General features: G+C 70.5%; 14 protein-coding genes. 9 read left to right on the top strand and 5 right to left on the bottom strand.

Translation table 11 applies throughout. The features are described 5' to 3' along the window. Positions 1–8: 8 nt before the first annotated feature. A complete protein-coding gene (gene folP, locus ACFO6Q_RS13955) occupies positions 9–896 on the bottom strand; it encodes a dihydropteroate synthase (RefSeq protein ID WP_380022208.1) in 888 nt (295 codons plus the stop codon). After that, positions 896–3,526, bottom strand: a complete 2,631-nt coding sequence (locus tag ACFO6Q_RS13950) for a S8 family serine peptidase (protein ID WP_380021715.1) — start codon at positions 3,524–3,526, stop codon at positions 896–898. The genes folP and ACFO6Q_RS13950 overlap by 1 nt, the downstream gene beginning before the upstream one ends. Before the next feature lie 242 nt (positions 3,527–3,768). On the opposite strand from ACFO6Q_RS13950, the gene ACFO6Q_RS13945 reads away from it, so the two are divergent. The 4 genes from ACFO6Q_RS13945 to ACFO6Q_RS13930 are packed head-to-tail and all read left to right on the top strand — an operon-like array spanning position 3,769 to position 7,324. Then, the gene (locus ACFO6Q_RS13945) at positions 3,769–4,542 is read left to right on the top strand and encodes an SDR family oxidoreductase (protein WP_380021714.1); all 774 of its coding nucleotides are present in this window, start codon (positions 3,769–3,771) and stop codon (positions 4,540–4,542) included. Between the two features lie 58 nt (positions 4,543–4,600). Next, complete coding sequence (locus tag ACFO6Q_RS13940; protein WP_380021713.1) at positions 4,601–5,977, top strand: aldehyde dehydrogenase family protein; 1,377 nt, start codon at positions 4,601–4,603, stop codon at positions 5,975–5,977. After that, a complete protein-coding gene (locus ACFO6Q_RS13935; RefSeq protein WP_380021712.1) occupies positions 5,974–6,396 on the top strand; it encodes a nuclear transport factor 2 family protein in 423 nt (140 codons plus the stop codon). The genes ACFO6Q_RS13940 and ACFO6Q_RS13935 overlap by 4 nt, the downstream gene beginning before the upstream one ends. A gap of 13 nt (positions 6,397–6,409) precedes the next feature. Continuing rightward, complete coding sequence (locus tag ACFO6Q_RS13930; RefSeq protein ID WP_380021711.1) at positions 6,410–7,324, top strand: LysR family transcriptional regulator; 915 nt, start codon at positions 6,410–6,412, stop codon at positions 7,322–7,324. A 48-nt stretch (positions 7,325–7,372) separates the two neighbouring features. Here the strand turns inward: ACFO6Q_RS13930 and ftsH are convergent, their stop codons facing one another. Together ftsH and rlmE are read right to left on the bottom strand one after the other, a co-directional pair. Continuing rightward, on the bottom strand, positions 7,373–9,310 hold the full coding sequence (gene ftsH / locus ACFO6Q_RS13925) for an ATP-dependent zinc metalloprotease FtsH (protein WP_380022207.1): 1,938 nt from the start codon (positions 9,308–9,310) through the stop codon (positions 7,373–7,375). Positions 9,311–9,327: 17 nt separating this feature from the next. After that, entirely contained in the window at positions 9,328–9,954 is a 627-nt protein-coding gene (rlmE, locus tag ACFO6Q_RS13920; protein WP_380021710.1) for a 23S rRNA (uridine(2552)-2'-O)-methyltransferase RlmE, read from the bottom strand. A 147-nt stretch (positions 9,955–10,101) separates the two neighbouring features. On the opposite strand from rlmE, the gene yhbY reads away from it, so the two are divergent. The 4 genes from yhbY to ACFO6Q_RS13900 are packed head-to-tail and all read left to right on the top strand — an operon-like array spanning position 10,102 to position 13,030. Beyond that, complete coding sequence (gene yhbY / locus ACFO6Q_RS13915) at positions 10,102–10,398, top strand: ribosome assembly RNA-binding protein YhbY (RefSeq protein ID WP_380021709.1); 297 nt, start codon at positions 10,102–10,104, stop codon at positions 10,396–10,398. 4 nt (positions 10,399–10,402) lie between these two features. Continuing rightward, complete coding sequence (locus ACFO6Q_RS13910; RefSeq protein ID WP_380021708.1) at positions 10,403–10,810, top strand: Mth938-like domain-containing protein; 408 nt, start codon at positions 10,403–10,405, stop codon at positions 10,808–10,810. Between the two features lie 44 nt (positions 10,811–10,854). Beyond that, positions 10,855–12,261: an oxygen-independent coproporphyrinogen III oxidase gene (hemN, locus tag ACFO6Q_RS13905; RefSeq protein WP_380021707.1), complete on the top strand. Its 1,407-nt coding sequence runs from the start codon at positions 10,855–10,857 to the stop codon at positions 12,259–12,261. A 16-nt stretch (positions 12,262–12,277) separates the two neighbouring features. Next, on the top strand, positions 12,278–13,030 hold the full coding sequence (locus ACFO6Q_RS13900) for a helix-turn-helix domain-containing protein (RefSeq protein ID WP_380021706.1): 753 nt from the start codon (positions 12,278–12,280) through the stop codon (positions 13,028–13,030). A 4-nt stretch (positions 13,031–13,034) separates the two neighbouring features. Here ACFO6Q_RS13900 and ACFO6Q_RS13895 read toward each other — a convergent pair whose 3' ends face one another. Further along, the gene (locus ACFO6Q_RS13895; protein ID WP_380021705.1) at positions 13,035–14,705 is read right to left on the bottom strand and encodes an amidohydrolase; all 1,671 of its coding nucleotides are present in this window, start codon (positions 14,703–14,705) and stop codon (positions 13,035–13,037) included. A 265-nt stretch (positions 14,706–14,970) separates the two neighbouring features. Here ACFO6Q_RS13895 and ACFO6Q_RS13890 point away from each other — a divergent pair, with 265 nt between their 5' ends. After that, positions 14,971–16,161 (top strand): NnrS family protein, encoded by a 1,191-nt coding sequence (locus ACFO6Q_RS13890; RefSeq protein ID WP_380021704.1) that lies wholly within the window; start codon positions 14,971–14,973, stop codon positions 16,159–16,161. The last annotated feature ends 70 nt before the right edge of the window (positions 16,162–16,231 follow it).

Below are 16,231 nucleotides of genomic sequence, written 5' to 3'. Positions count from 1 at the left end.
CCGTTTGCCTAATCGTCGTCCCAGAGCGAGACCTTCTTCGCCGGCGCCGGCTTGGCCGCGACGTCGCCCTGCGCGACCGCCTGCCAGACGGCGAGCGCATCGCGCGTGAAGGCGACGTCGTGCACGCGCACGATCGCCGCGCCGCGCTGCACGGCGATCAGGGCCGCGGCGGCGGAGCCGGCCGCGCGCTCGGCCGGCGCCTCGCGGCCGGTCAGCGCCGCGATCGTCGACTTGCGCGACAGCCCGACCATGACGGGCGCGAGTTCGGGGAAGCGCGCCAGCGCGCGCAGCAGCGCGAGATTGTGTTCGAGCGTCTTGCCGAAGCCGAAGCCCGGATCGACGAGGATCTTCTTCTTGTCGATGCCGGCCATCTGGCAGGCGAACAGGCGCTCGGCGAGGAAGCGGTGCACTTCGCCGACGACGTCGTCGTAGCGCGGATCCTCCTGCATCGTGCGCGGCTCGCCCTGCATGTGCATGAGGCAGACCGGCACGCCCAGCCCGGCCGCCGCGTCGAGCGCACCCTCGCCGCGCAGCGCGCGCACGTCGTTGATCAGCCCGGCGCCCGCGGCGACCGCGGCGCGCATGACCTCGGGCTTGCCGGTGTCGATCGAGACCGGCACGCGGGTCTGTCGCACCAGCGCCTCGATCACCGGCACCACGCGCGCGATCTCGTCCGCGGCGGACACCTCGGCCGCACCCGGCCGCGTCGACTCGCCGCCGACGTCGAGCAGGTCCGCACCTTCGGCGACGAGGCGCAGGCCGTGCTCGGCCGCCGCCTGCGGATCGAGAAAGCGCCCGCCGTCGGAGAACGAATCGGGGGTGACGTTGACGATGCCGCACACGCGCGGCCGGTCCAGTGCGAGCGGACGGCCGTTGCAGTCGAGCGTGGTGAAGATCACGGTGCGGTCGCGCCGTCGAAGCCGTCGGCGAACAGGCGGTCGATCACCGGCGTGGACAGGGCGACCGTGTCGTTGGCGGCGTCGGTGTCGTCGGAGGTGGTGCCGACCTCGAACGTCGCATCGATCGATCCGCTGGCGTCGGCGGCGACGGCGGCGAGGATCGTGAACGCCGCCGAGGCGCCGGCGGCGAACGGCGTCGAATGAATGCAGGTGAGCACGGACCCCGACGGCGTGCAGGCCCAGTCCGACGGCGCCTGCGCGCTCGGCGACACGGACGGCGGAAACGTCGCCGTCAGGGTGACGCCGTCGGCGTCGCCGGGGCCGGCGTTGGCCACTTCCACCGCGTACTGCAGCTCGTGGCCGGGTTCGGCCTCGGCCGAGGTGCTGGCGACGACGCCGACGTCCACGCCGGCGGGTGCGGCGGTGTCCTTGCAGTTGTAGCAGACCAGGGCGAAATCCTGGTCGGTGTCGTCGCCGTCGTTGGGACGCGCGTCGGAACTGATGTTCGCCGCGAGCACTTCGACGGTCACCGAACCGCCGTGCTGCGCCGGTTGCAGGAACACCGCCTCGGTGTTGTTCTTGCCGTCGGCGCTGCCGCCGGCGACCGACCAGCCGTCGGCGTCGAGCGCGTTGCCGAGGAAGGTGTCGCCGCCGGCGACCACGCGCAGGTCGAGGTCGTTGTTCCACGCCGGCGTCGTGCCGCCGAGGCCGTGTCCGGGCGCGTCGGTCCAGGCCAGCATGATGCGCATCGGCTGGCTCGGATCGTCCGCCTCGTAGGTATGCGTCCACTGCTCGCCGGTGTCGTCGAAGATCGTGGCCTGGTCGACGTACTGCACCGCCTGTTGCGGCGCCAGCACCGGATCGATCTGCATGCGGCCCCAGCCCTGGCGGTTGTCGAACAGGCGCGTCATGACCTGGTTGTCGGCGTCGCGCCGGCCGGTCAGGTTCTTCGCCACCGCGGTGAACGCGGCCTTGACCAGGGCCGGACTCGGATCGGCGCCGAAGCGGCTGCGGTAGTACTCGAAGAACAGCGCGGAAGCGCCGGCGACCTGTGGCGAGGCCATGCTGGTGCCGCAGGCCAGGCCGTAGCCGGTCGCGCTGATGGTCGAGTCGACGTCGCAGCCGGGCGCGACCATGGCCGGGATGCTGCGACCGTCGCGCGCCGGCCCGTGGCCGGAATTGGCCGAGAGATCGTCGATCGCCGCGTACTGCACGGTCGGCGAACTCTGCATCTTGGTCGAGCCTATGGTGAACACGTTCTTGGCCTCGTCCGGCGAGCCCTGCGAGCTGACGCCGCCGTAGCCGTTCATGATCGACAGCACGTAGTGCAGCGGCTGGTCGCCGCGCGCGACCGGATCGGCGTCGCGCACGCCGACGTCGACCTGGCGCGTGTCGTCGTCGTAGCCCTGCGGCGATCCGGCCGGCCCCCAGCTGTTGCCGGAGATCACGGCGTGGTTGCGCACCGACTGCGTCATCAGCTCGAACATGCCGCCGGCCTGGGTGAAGGTCGGCTCGTAGAGCTGCTCGACCAGGTTCGCTCCCGGCGCCACGCCCAGGCCGCGCAGGAAGCCGTTGGCCGTCGTCACGCCGGAGCTGCCGTCGGCGGCGATGATGCCGGCGGTGTGCGTGCCGTGCGAGTCGGTGGCCGATCCGCCGCAGCTGCTGCCGGTGCACGGCAGCATGCGGTTCACCAGGTCCGGATGCGTGTCGTAGATGCCGCCGTCGACGTCGGCGACGACCACGCCCGTGCCGTCCAGGCCGATGCCGGACAGATAGCCCAGGTATCCCGGAAAGGCGAGACTGCCGGCGTCGACGTTGCCGGCGTTGACCTGCGCGCTCATCTCGCCGCGCAGGCCGCCGTCGGTCGGCAGCGGACGCAGGCTGTAGACACCGCGGATCGCGGCGAGCCGGGCGAAGCGGTCGCCGGCCACGCTGAAGCGGATCGAGGTGAAATGCCGGTCCACCGCGCGCACCTCGCCGATCGACGCGCCGGCCGCGCGCAGCGCGTCCTCCACGCCTTCGGCGCCGCGGTAGACGCTGGCGCGCGCCTCGACGCGCTCGGCGGACAGCGCGCGCCACTGCGGCTGCACGCGATAGGCCGGCGCGAAATCGCCGCTCCAGCGCGCGGCGCTGCGTTGCGTCGCCCGCGCCAGCGCAGCGCGGCTGCCCCACACGACGTAGCTGAACGGATGGATGTACTGCAGCGGTTCGACGCCGGCCGAGCGCAGCGCGTCGAGCGCGCCCTGGCGCGCCGGTCCGCCGAACTGGACCAGGCGCAGGTCCGCGTCGTCGCCGCGCGCGGCGCCGGAGCGGTCCCAGCCGGCCGGCAGCGCCGGCGCGGCGGCCAGCGGATCGAAGCGCAGGCCGCCGAGTTCCAGCTCGAACGGCGCGTCGGCGACAGCGACCTCCAGCTGCGCGGCGCGCAGGCGCGCCAGCCCGGCCGCGTCGACGCGCAGCCACTGGAACGCACCGTAGTCGCCCGTCGCCGGTGCCGCGGAGCGGCCGAGGACCTGCTGCACGCGGGCGGACGTGGCCTCCACGCGCACCCAGGTCGCGGCGTCGCCGGCGCTGGCCGTGGCGGAGACGAAGGCGCCGCCGAGCAGGAGCCCGTAGAAGATCGTTCGCATGCTTGCCCCGAAATCGCGAGTCGAACGCGCATCCTACACAAGCCCGCTCCGCCGCAGTGACGAGCGTTTCACCACAACGCCAGGATCGATTGTTTTACAAATCTAGACAATTCATCCAGATCGCCGGCGCTTATCCGCAATACCCCGCCGTCTAGACTTGATCCGGAGCCCGTCCCGCCGTACGGCAATGCGGCCGCGGCCGCGCGACGTCCGACATTCCGCCTCACTCCCAGGAGATTCCCATGGCCGACCATTCCATCAAGGGCAAGACCGTTCTGATCGCCGGCGGCGCCAAGAACCTCGGCGGGCTGATCGCCCGCGATCTCGCCGCGCACGGCGCCAAGGCGGTCGCCGTCCACTACAACAGCGCCGCCAGCAAGGCCGACGCCGACGCCACCGTCGCCGCGATCAAGGCCGCCGGCGCGCAGGCGGCGGCGTTCCAGGCCGACCTCACCGGCGCCGCGGCGGTCGAGAAGCTGTTCGCCGACGCGATCGCCGCGTTCGGCCGCCCCGACATCGCCATCAACACCGTCGGCAAGGTGCTGAAGAAGCCGATGGCCCAGATCAGCGAGGCCGAATACGACGAGATGACCGCGGTGAACTCCAAGTCCGCGTTCTTCTTCCTCAAGGAAGCCGGAAAGCACGTCAACGACAACGGCAAGATCTGCACGCTGGTCACTTCCCTGCTCGGCGCGTACACCCCGTTCTACGCCGCCTACGCCGGCACCAAGGCGCCGGTCGAGCATTTCACGCGCGCCGCCTCGAAGGAATTCGGCGAGCGCGGCATCTCGGTCACCGCGATCGGTCCCGGACCGATGGACACGCCGTTCTTCTATCCGGCCGAGGGCGCCGACGCGGTCGCCTACCACAAGACGGCCGCGGCCCTGTCCAAGTTCACCCCGACCGGCCTGACGCACATCGAGGACATCGCGCCGTGGGTGCGCTTCCTGGTCTCCGACGGCTGGTGGATGACCGGCCAGACGATCCTGATCAACGGCGGCTACACCACGAAGTGATCACCGGCGCGATGCGGGCCGTGCGGCCCGCATCGCGCACGCCCGCAGGAGGGATGCGATGGACAACCGGTTCCAGTCGATCTTCGACGCGCAGAAGGCCCGCTTCTTCTCCGACGGCACCAAGTCCCTGGCGTGGCGGATGGACCAGCTCGACCGCATGGAGCGCATGCTGCTCGACAACCGCGACGCGTTCTGCGCCGCGCTGCACCAGGATTTCGGCAAGCCGCCGTTCGAGCAGCTGTTCGAGATCACCGTGCCGGCCGGCGTGATCGCCTACTACCGCGAGAACCTCGAGCAGTTGATGGCGCCGCAGCCGGTGGCGATTCCGAAGGGACTCGAGGCGACCGGCAACCGCGGCGTGATCTACAAGGAACCCTACGGCGTCACCCTCGTCATCGGGCCGTTCAACGCGCCGGTCCTGCTGCTGCTCGATCCGGCCATCGCCGCGCTGGCGGCGGGCAATCCGGTGATCCTCAAGCCGGCCAACACGACGCCGGCGACGGCGGCGCTGTTCCGTGAACTGGTGCCGCAGTACTTCGACCCGCGCGACGTCGCCATCGTCACCGGCGGCCGCGAGGAGATCGCCGAGCTGCTGAAGCTGCCGTTCGACTTCATCTTCTTCACCGGCAGCTCCGCCGTCGGCAAGGTGGTCATGCGCGCGGCGGCCGAGAACCTGACGCCGGTGATCCTCGAACTCGGCGGCCAGAACCCGACCATCGTCGACGAGACCGCCAACCTCGACATCGCGGTCGATCGCATCGCCTGGGGCCACAACGCGATCTCCGGCCAGTGGTGCATCGCGCCGGGCTACGTCTGCGTGCACGAAAGCATCGCGGAGGAATTCGTCGCCAGACTGAAGGCGTCGATCGTGCGCATGTACGGCGAGGATCCGCAGCGCAGTCCCGACTTTGCGCGCATGATCAGCGAGCACGACGTCGAGCGCGTGGCGTCCTACATCCTTCCGGAAAAGGTCGTGCTCGGCGGCCGCCACGACGTCGCCGCGCGCTACGTGGAGCCGACGATCCTCTACCCGTCCGCCTGGGAGGACCCGGCCATGCAGCAGGAGATCTTCGGCCCGGTGCTGCCGGTCATGCCGTACCACGACCTCGCCGGGCTGGTGGCGACGATCAAGCGCCGGCCGAAACCGCTGGCCGCCTACGTCTTCAGCAAGAACCCGGCGCACGTCGACTTCGTGCTCGGCAGCCTGTCGTTCGGCGGCGGCTGCGTCAACCAGACCAACCTGCACTGCTGGATCGACAGCCTGCCGTTCGGCGGCGTCGGCTACAGTGGCATGGGCAAGTACTACGGCAAGGCCGGCTTCGACGCGCTGAGCAACACCAAGGCGATGCTGATCGGCAATCCCGACCTCGAACTCGACGTGTTCCCGCCGTATGCCGGCAAGGACATCTCCGGCAGCCTGGCGCTGTTCCGATGAGCCGCGCGCCCGTGCCGGCGAGCCTGCTCGCACTGCTGCTGGCGGTCGCCGCACCGGTGGCGGCCGCTCCCGCAACCCCGTCCGAAGGCTCCGTCATGTCCGAACTTCCCGCTCCCGTCGCCCAGCTCGTCGCCGCCGTGACGGCCGGCGACACCGACGCCTTCCTGGCGCTGTTCCCCGCCGACGGCGTGGTCGACGACTGGGGCCGCCGCTTCAGCGGCCACGCCGCGATCCGGCGCTGGAGCGACAAGGAATTCATCGGCGCCAAGGGCGTGCTGACCCCGCGCAAGATCAGCCGCAGCGGCGATACGGTCACCGTCGACGCCGGCTGGAAGAGCAGCTACTACAGCGGCGACTCGCGCTTCGTGTTCGTGCTCGACGGCGACTCGATCCGGGAAATGCGCATCGTCGGTCACTGAGCCGCGCCGGCGCATGGACAAACTGGACCGCTACCGCGTCTTCGTGAGTGTCGCCGACATGGGCAGCTTCACGCGCGCCGCGCACGCGCTGGAACTGCCGCGCGCGTCCGTGTCGGCTGCGTTGCAGCGGCTGGAGGCCGAGGTCGGCGCGCGCCTGCTGCACCGGACCACGCGGCGCGTGCGCCTGACCGCGGACGGCGCGCAGCTGCTCGAACGCGTGCGCCCGCTGCTCGCCGAAGCGGAAGACATCGACCAGCTGTTCCAGACGCGCCAGCGCCAGGTCTCCGGGCGCCTGCACGTGGACGTGCCCAGCCGCGTGGCGCGCCGCCTGGTCGCTCCGGCCCTGCCGGCGCTGCTGCGCCGCTACCCGCGCCTGCAGCTCAAGCTCGGCTCGACCGACCGCATGATCGATCTCGTGCACGAAGGCGTGGACTGCGCGATCCGCGTCGGTCACCTCCACGACAGCAGCCTGGTCGTGCGCCCGCTCGGGCATCTGGCGCTGATCAACTGCGCCAGCCCCGCATACCTGCGCGAGCACGGCCTGCCCGAGCGCACGGAGGACCTCCTCGAAGGACACTGGACGGTCGGCTACGCTTCGCCGACGACCGGACGCGAACTGCCGTGGGAATGCGACGCGGACGGCGCGCGCACGCTGCGCCTGCCCAGCCGCATCGTCGTCAACAACGCCGAAAGCTACATCGCCTGCTGCAGCGCCGGGCTCGGGCTGATCCAGGTGCCGCGCTATGACGTGCAGCACCTGCTGGATTCGGGCGAGCTGGTGGAGGTGCTGCCGGCGCAGCGCGCCGGTTCGATGGCGATCTCGGCGCTGTACCCGCACCGGCGCCAGCTGTCGCGGCGGCTGTCGGCCTTCATCGACTGGTTCGCGGCGCTGATCCGCCCGCATCTGGAAACGCGCGCGCCGCAATGACGAACGGCCGGCATTGCGCCGGCCGTTCCTGAAAATCCTGCAAAAGCCTCAGAGGCTCTCGCGCGACTGCACCGCCGGTCCGCCGATCGGTGCCTCGCCGCGCGGCGTGCCGCCGCTGTCCGAGCGCGGACGGTTGCCGCCCTGCCAGTCCTTCGGCGGGCCCGGCTGGCGCCCGTCCATGATCGCGGCGATCTGCTCGCGGTCGATGGTCTCGTACTGCAGCAGCGCCAGCGCCATCGCCTCGAGCTTGTCGTTTTTGGTGACGAGGATCTCCTTGGCGCGCCCGTAGGCACGGTCGATCACGCCGCGCACGACCTCGTCGATCTTGCGCGCGGTCTCCTCCGAGACGTGCTTGTGCTGCGTCACCGAACGGCCGAGGAAGACCTCGTCCTCCTCGTCGGTGTAGGTCATCGGACCGAGTTCCTCCGACAGGCCGTACTTGGTGACCATGTCGCGCGCGAGCTGGGTCGCGCGCTGGATGTCGTTCGACGCGCCGGTGGTGACCTTGTCCTCGCCGAAGATCAGCTCCTCGGCGACGCGGCCGCCGTACAGGCTGGCCAGGCGGCTCTCGAGCGAGGTCTTGGAATGGCTGTAGCGGTCCTGCTCGGGCAGGAACATCGTCACGCCGAGCGCGCGGCCGCGCGGAATGATCGTGACCTTGTGCACCGGGTCGTGCTCGGGCACCGACAGGCCGACGATCGCGTGGCCGGCCTCGTGGTAGGCGGTCAGCTTCTTCTCGTCGTCGCTCATGATCATAGAGCGGCGCTCGGCGCCCATCATGATCTTGTCCTTGGCGCGCTCGAAGTGGTCCATGCGCACGTCGCGCGAGTTCTCGCGCGCGGCGAACAGCGCCGCCTCGTTGACGAGGTTGGCGAGGTCGGCGCCGGAGAAGCCCGGCGTGCCGCGCGCGATCGTCAGCGGATCGACGTCGGCGGCGACCGGCACCTTGCGCATGTGCACCTTGAGGATCTGCTCGCGGCCCTTGAGGTCCGGCAACGGCACGACGACCTGGCGGTCGAAACGGCCCGGACGCAGCAGAGCCGGGTCGAGCACGTCAGGGCGGTTGGTCGCGGCGATGACGATCACGCCCTCGCTGCCCTCGAAGCCGTCCATCTCGACCAGCAGCTGGTTCAGGGTCTGCTCGCGCTCGTCGTGACCGCCGCCCAGGCCGGCGCCGCGATGGCGGCCGACCGCGTCGATCTCGTCGATGAAGATGATGCACGGCGCGTGCTTCTTCGCCTGCTCGAACATGTCGCGCACGCGCGCGGCGCCGACGCCGACGAACATCTCGACGAAGTCGGAGCCGGAGATCGAGAAGAACGGCACCTTCGCCTCGCCGGCGATCGCCTTGGCCAGCAGCGTCTTGCCGGTACCCGGCGAGCCGACCATCAGCACGCCGCGCGGAATCTTGCCGCCGAGCTTGGTGAACTTGGACGGATCGCGCAGGAAGTCGACCAGCTCGGAGACTTCCTCCTTCGCCTCGTCGCAGCCGGCGACGTCGGCGAAGGTGATCTTGATCTGGTCCTCGCCCTGCAGCTTGGCGCGCGAGCGGCCGAACGACATCGCGCCGCGCCCGCCGGCGCCGGCCTGCATCTGGCGCATGAAGTAGATGAGCAGGCCGATGAAGATCAGGATCGGCACCCAGTCGAGCAGGATGCGCCACAGCGGCATCACGTTGTCGACCGGCACCTGGCGCACCTCGACGTTCGCCTTCGACAGCAGCTCGAGCAGCTGCTGGTTGCCGTCCAGCGGCACGATCGTCGAGACGGTGCTGCCGTCCTTCAGCTTGGCGGTCGCCTTGGACGGCAGTTCCGCCGTGAAGGTGACCGAGGCGATGCCGCCGTTGGCGACCTGCTGCGTGAAATCCGAGTAGGACACGTCCGAAGGCGGCGCCTGGCGCGGATTGAAGCTCTGGAATACCGTCAGCAGGACGATCGCGATGACCACCCAGAGCAGCAGATTTTTCACCATGTCGTTCATGCGGATGTGCCTGATCGCCTTGCTCAACTGTGTTCGCGCTTGCCGACGGCCAGCGCGTAGACCTCCGGGCTCCTGGCCCGCGAGGCTTTCGGTTTACGGATGCTGACGCGCTGATAGCCTGCGCGCAAGCGCCTTACGAATTCGTCAAAACCCTCGCCCTGGAACACCTTGGTCAGGAACGAGCCGCCCGGACGCAGGTGCGCGGCGGCGAATTCCTCGGCCAGTTCCACCAGATGCATCGAGCGCGGCTGGTCGACCGCGGCCATGCCGCTGAGATTGGGGGCCATGTCGGAAAGGACAAGATCGACCTCGGCGCCGCCAAGCGCCTGTTTCAATTGTTCGAGAACCGCTTCCTCGCGGAAGTCGCCGTGGATGAACTCGACCCCGCCGATGCCCTGCATCGGCAGGATGTCCAGGGCGATCACGCGGCCCTTCTCGCCGAGCCGTTCGCGCGCCACCTGCGACCAGCCGCCCGGGGCCGCGCCGAGGTCGACGATGACCATGCCGGGCTTGAGCAGGCGGTCGCGCTCGATCAGCTCCTCCAGCTTGAACACCGCCCGCGAGCGCCAGCCCTCGGCCTGGGCGCGCTTCACGTAGGGGTCGCTGAAATGCTCCTGCAGCCAGCGGGTGCTGGATTTGCTGCGCGACATTAGGCGAGTCCCCCGCAAGCACCCGCACATCCCGGTGCGGACTTTTCATACAAAGCGAAGTACGACAAGACGTTCGAGGCCATCGCGCATGATAACCTGCGCGACCCGCGGCGCCCCCTGCCGCCCGTCTCCGTTCAGTTTTCGCTCATGCCCCTGTCCTCGTCCCAGAAGCGTTACCTGCGCGGTTTCGCGCACGACCTCAAGCCGGTGATCCTGGTCGGCCAGAAAGGCGTCACGCCGGCCCTGCTGGCCGAGTTCGACAGCGCGCTGGCGCATCACGAGCTGGTCAAGGTGAAGCTGGCGGATGACGAACGCGACTCGCGCGAGGCCTCGATCGAGGCGATCCGCGCGCACTCCGGGGCCGAGGTGGTGCAGACCATCGGCAAGGTCGCCTGCTTCTACAAGCGCAATCCGGACAAGGCGCAGTTCACGCTGCCCAAGTAGCACGATGCAGTTCACGCAGGACTTGCCCGAAGGGCATCTCTTCTTCCGCAACTGCACGGCGGACGCGGTGACGGTGGTCGACCGCGTGCTGACCGGCAGCTTCCTGCTCGCCCCCGATCGCCTGGTCGAGGACTGGCCGGTGACCGCCGCCGCGCAGTTCGATGCGGCCGCGGCCGAGGCGATCGCCGCGCTGTCCCCCGAAGTCGTCCTGCTCGGCACCGGTGCGCGCCAGGTGTTCCCGCCGCGCGAGCCGATGGTCGCCCTGCTGCGCCGGCGCATCGGCGTGGAGGTCATGGACAACGCCGCCGCTTGCCGCACCTACAACCTGCTCGCCGGCGAAGGCCGCCGCGTGGTCGCGGCGATCATGCTGCCGAAGGCGGCCGGCGACGAAGGCGGTCCCGCCGCCGCTTGACCCCGATCAAGGCGTGCACGGCCGACGCGCGGCACGATGGCGCGGTGAACCCTGCCCGACCGCCGACCGCCGCCTGCTTCGATCCCGCCCTCGTCGCCCGCTACGACGTCGACGGGCCGCGCTACACCTCCTATCCGACCGCGCCGCATTTCCGCGCCGATTTCGGCGAGGCGGACCTGCGCCGCGCGATCCTCGCCTCGAACGAAGATCCGATCCCGCGCGACGTCTCGGCCTACGTGCACGTGCCGTTCTGCCTCTCGCCGTGCTTCTACTGCGGCTGCGCACGCATCGTCACCCGCGACCGCAGCCGCGCCGGCGGCTATCTGGCGCGGCTGTACCGCGAGATCGAGGCCGTCGCGGCGCTGTTCGCGCGCGATCGCCGTCTCGCCCAGCTGCACTTCGGCGGCGGCACGCCGAACTTCCTCGACGCCGACCAGCTGGTCGAGCTGATCGACACGCTCGGCCGCCACTTCGCGTTCAGTCAGCGCGCCGATCGCGAGTTCGGCGTGGAGATCGATCCGCGCCATTGCGACGCCGGCTACGTGCGGCGCATCGCCGCGGCCGGCATCAATCGCCTCTCGATCGGCGTGCAGGACTTCGACGCCGACGTGCAGCACGCGATCAACCGCGTGCAGAGCGTGGAAAGCACGCGCGCCGTGATGGAAGGCGCGCGCGACGCCGGCATCCGCTCGATCAATCTCGACCTGATCTACGGCCTGCCGAAACAGACCGAGGCGTCGTTCGCGCGCACGCTCGAGCAGGTGATCGCGCTGCGCCCCGAGCGCATCGCGGCCTACGGCTACGCGCACCTGCCGGAACGCTTCCGCGCGCAGCGCCGCATCGACCGCTTCGACCTGCCCGACGCGGGCGCGCGCCTGGGCTTGCTGCAGCTGGCCGTCGAGAGGCTCGACGCCGCCGGCTACCGCTACATCGGCGTCGACCACTTCGCCCTGCCGCACGACGATCTGGCGCGCGCGGCCGAAGCCGGCACCCTGCAGCGCAACTTCCAGGGCTACTCCACCCACGCCGCCTGCGACCTCGTCGGCTTCGGCATGAGCGCGATCAGCCGCGTCGGCGACACCTTCAGCCAGAACGCCAGGGACCTGCCCGACTACTATGCCGCGCTCGACGACGGCCGCCTGCCGACCGTGCGCGGGCTGCGCCTGGACCGCGACGACCGGCTGCGCGCCGACGCGATCCAGCAGCTGATGTGCGCCGGTGTGCTCGACGTTCCGGCCTTCGAGGCGCGCCATCTCGTGCGCTTCGCCGAATACTTCCGGCATTCGCTCGAACGCCTGCAGGCGCTGGCTGCGGACGGCCTGGTCCAGTGCACGCCGGAGCGCATCGCGGTGACGCCGCGCGGCCAATTCCTGTTGCGCAACATCGCGATGTGCTTCGACGCCTACGTCGGCGCGGGCGCGCAACGCGTCCGCTACTCGCGCGCCGTGTGAGAAGGCCGGTTCGCGCATGGTCCAGACGATGATGCAAGAGTGCGCGGTGCCGCCGCCCGACGACGACGGCGACGAGTACCGTTTCTGCTCGACCTGCGCGTTCGGCTCGGTGTGCATCGCCGGCGACGTCGACAAGACCGCGCTGCGCGACCTGCACTGTCTCGTCGAACACGTCGGCACGTTCCACGCCGGCGACACGATCTTCCGCACCGGCGCCCGCTTCGGCGCGATCTACGCCGTGCGCACCGGCACCGTGAAGACGCGTCTGATCGATCTGGGCGGCCGCGAACTGGTGCTCGGCTTCCACCTGCCCGGCGAGCTGATCGGGCTCAACGCGATCGAACCGGAGGTGTATCCATGCGACGCGGTGGCGCTGGACGAGGTCGAGGTCTGCCGCTTCTCGTTTCCGGCGCTCGCCACGCTGGCCGCGCGCGTGCCGGCGATCCAGCGCGAGCTGTTCCGCCGTCTCAGCCGCGACATCGGCAGTGCCGCCCTGCTCGCCGGCGACTACTCCGCCGACGAGCGCCTCGCCGCGTTCCTGATCGGCTTCAGCCGGCGCTGCGCGGAACGCGGCCATCCCGCCGACACGCTGCGCCTGGCGATGTCGCGCGGCGACGTCGCCAACTACCTGCGCCTGGCCGCCGAAACGGTCAGCCGCGTGCTGCGCCGCTTCCAGGACCAGGGCCTGATCCGCGTCGACGCACGCCACGTGACGATCGCCCGGCCGGCGCAACTGTTCGAGCTGGCGCGCCCGATCCTGCAGCGCTGAAGGCTCAGCCGCCCTCGCGCGCGTACACGCGGCGGCCGCCGACCCAGGTTTCCAGCACCACCGTCGACCACAGGCGCGCCGGCTTGCCGGCGAAGACGTCGCGGTCGATCAGGATGAAGTCGGCCCACTTGCCGGGTTCGAGCGTGCCGAGCGTCTTTTCCGCGTGCGCCGCGTACGCCGCATCCAGCGTGAATGCGCGCAGCGCTTCGGGCAGGGTCATGTCCTGCTGCCGATACCAGCCGCCGGGCGGACGGCCGTCGTGATCCTGCCGCGTGACCGCCGAATACAGGCCGTAGAACGGATTGGGCGACTCGACCGGAAAATCCGAGCCCGCCGCAATCACCGTGCCCTGCTTGAGGAACGTGCGCCAGGCGTAGGCGCCCTCCATGCGCGCCTTGCCGAGCCGGTCCTCGGCCATGTTCATGTCCGAGGTCGCGTGCGTCGGCTGCATCGAGGCGATCAGGCCGAGCGTGCGGAAGCGCGCGATGTCGTCCACCGCCACGACCTGGGCGTGCTCGATGCGGTTGCGCAGCTCCTTTCCGCCGCGCTCGCGGTAGACCGCGGCGAAGCTGTCGAGCACCTCGCGGTTGGCCGCGTCGCCGATCGCGTGCACGCCGAGCTGGTAGCCCTTGCCGATCGCCTTGCCGATCATCGCAGTCAGCTCGTCGGGCGAATGGAACAGCAATCCCTTGTCGCCGGGATGATCGGAGTACGGTGCGAGCAACGCGGCGCCGCGGCTGCCGAGCGCGCCGTCCGCGTACAGCTTGACCGCGCGCACGTCGAGGAAGCCGCCACCGTAGCCGACGACGGGGCCGTTCGCGGCAAGGCGGTCGAAGTCGGCGCCGGTGCCGCCGATCATCGCGTAGATGCGCGCGCTGAGCCGGCCGGCGTCGGCGTAGCGCCGGTACAGCGCGACGGTGTCGGCGTCGACGCCAGCGTCGTGCACGCCGGTGAGGCCGACCCGCGCCATTTCCGCGAGCGCCGCGTCGAGCGACTTCTCCGCTTCGCGCGCGTCCATCGGCGGAATCCTGCGCGCGACCAGATCCATCGCGCCGTCGACCAGCACGCCGCTGGGCCTCCCGTCGGCATCGCGCTCGATGCGGCCGCCGGGCGGGTCCTTCGTGTCCTTGTCGATGCCGGCCAGCTTCAACGCAGCGCCGTTGGCCCAGCCGGCGTGGCCGTCGACGCGCTCGAGCCAGACCGGCCGGTCGGCGACGGCGGTGTCGAGTTCCCGCGCGGTCGGGAAGCGGCCGAGCTTCCACACCGCTTGGTTCCAGCCGCGGCCCTGCACCCATGGCATCTGCGGGTGCGCGGCGGCGTAGGACTTCACCACCGCCAGCGCCTCGGCGAGCGACTTCGTCGGCATCAGGTCGGCCTGGCGCAGCGCCACGCCCAGGCCCATCACGTGCGCGTGCGCGTCGATCAGGCCCGGCAGCAGGGTGCGCCCGCCGCCGTCGACGACCTTCGCCCCGCCGGCGCGCGCGGCGAGTTCGGCGTGCGAGCCGGTCGCCACGACCTTGCCCTTTTCCACCAGCATCGCCTCGAAGCGTTTCAGCGTGCCGGCGCCGTCGAGCGTGTAGCCGTCGACGTGATCGACGAACAGGTCGGCGGCCGCTGCGGGTGCGGCGAGCAGCGCGGTGGCGAGCAGGACGGACAGACGGCGCAGGACGATCATCGAGCGAGTTCCCCGGAGCGGCGAAGCGAAATCCTGCGCGCGAGCATATCCGCTTCGGTCGCCTGCGATCGCGTTCGAGACCGCACCGGCGCGCGGCATCGGCCTGACCGGGATCAAGGCGGAATCCCCGCCGCCGCTGCACATTCGCCGCATGAACAGGCAGGACGATGCCGGACGCACGCCCCTCGGCGCCGCGCACGCCGCGAAGGCCGCTCGCCCGGCGCGCCTGCGGGGTCGGCGAGCGGCGCCGGCCGAAATCGCGCGCGTGCTCGCCGCTGCGCCGCATCGGCTGATGTTCCTTGCCGGCGCGACGGCGGTGATCGCGTCGATGCTGTGGTGGACCGGCTTCCTGTGCGCCGGCTACTTCGGCTTCTCCTTTCCCACCGCGCCGGTGCCGGCCGGGTGGGCGCACGCAGTCTTCACCCAGTACGGCATGCTGCCGTGCTTCATGTTCGGCTTCCTGCTGACCGTGTTCCCACGCTGGACGGGCCAGACGCCGCTCGGGCGCCGGCACTACGTTCCGGTCTTTGCCGGACTCTTCGGCGGCTACCTGCTCGCGCAGGTCGGGCTGCTCGGCCTGCGGCCGTTGCTGCTGGCCGGCCTCGCCGCGATGCTCGCCGGCTGGATCGCCGCGCTGGTCGCGCTCGGCCGCGTGCTCGCCGGCAACGAGGCGCGCGACCGCCACGCGCTGTCGTGCTTCGTCGCGCTCGTGCTCGGCGCCTGCGGCCTGACCGCCTTCGGCGCGTTCGCACTCGGCGCGCCGTGGCAGTTCGCCTTCGTCGCGATCAAGCTCGGCACTTTCGGCCTGCTGCTGCCGGTCTACTTCACGGTCTGCCACCGCATGGTGCCGTTCTTCAGCGCGAACGTGGCCGGTGCGCGCTATCGTGTGTTCAAGCCGGCCTGGAGCCTGCCCCTCGTCTGGGCGCTGCTGCTCGCGCATCTGACGCTGGACCTGACGCACCGGCAGGACCGGCTGTGGATCGTCGACGCGCCGCTGGCGATCGTGTTCGCGATTCATGCGATCGGCTGGCAGCCGTGGAAGTGCCGACGGCCGGGGTTACTCGCGGCGCTGCATCTCTCGTTCGCCTGGCTGCCGGTCGCCTTCGCGCTGTACACGACGCAGAGCCTGCTCGCCTTCCTCGATCACGGCTTCCTGCTCGGCCGCGCGCCGGTGCACGCGCTGACCGTCGGTTTCTTCGGCTCGATGCTGGTGGCGATGGTCACGCGCGTGACGCAAGGCCATTCCGGCCGGCCGCTGGAGATGGGCGCCGTGGCGTGGACGACGTTCGCCCTGCTGCAGGTCGTCGCGCTGGTGCGGATCGGCGCCGAGCTGTCGTCCGATGCGCCGCGATGGCTGCTCATTGCAGCGTCCGGATGGCTGCTCGCGTTCGCGCCCTGGGTGGGGCGTTCGCTGTGGATCTGGCTGACGCCGCGCGTGGACGGCAACGCCGGCTGAAACGTCGCCGCGGCTCCCCGGCTTCGCTGCGGAAATTCCACCGCCCCGTCACGTATCGGGCCGCCTTGAC

The organism is Dokdonella ginsengisoli, assembly GCF_042652785.1.
Taxonomy (GTDB): Bacteria; Pseudomonadota; Gammaproteobacteria; order Xanthomonadales; family Rhodanobacteraceae; genus Dokdonella_A; species Dokdonella_A ginsengisoli.
Note: the sequence above shows the minus strand (reverse complement) of the source record. Positions and strands in the feature narration are given on the sequence as shown.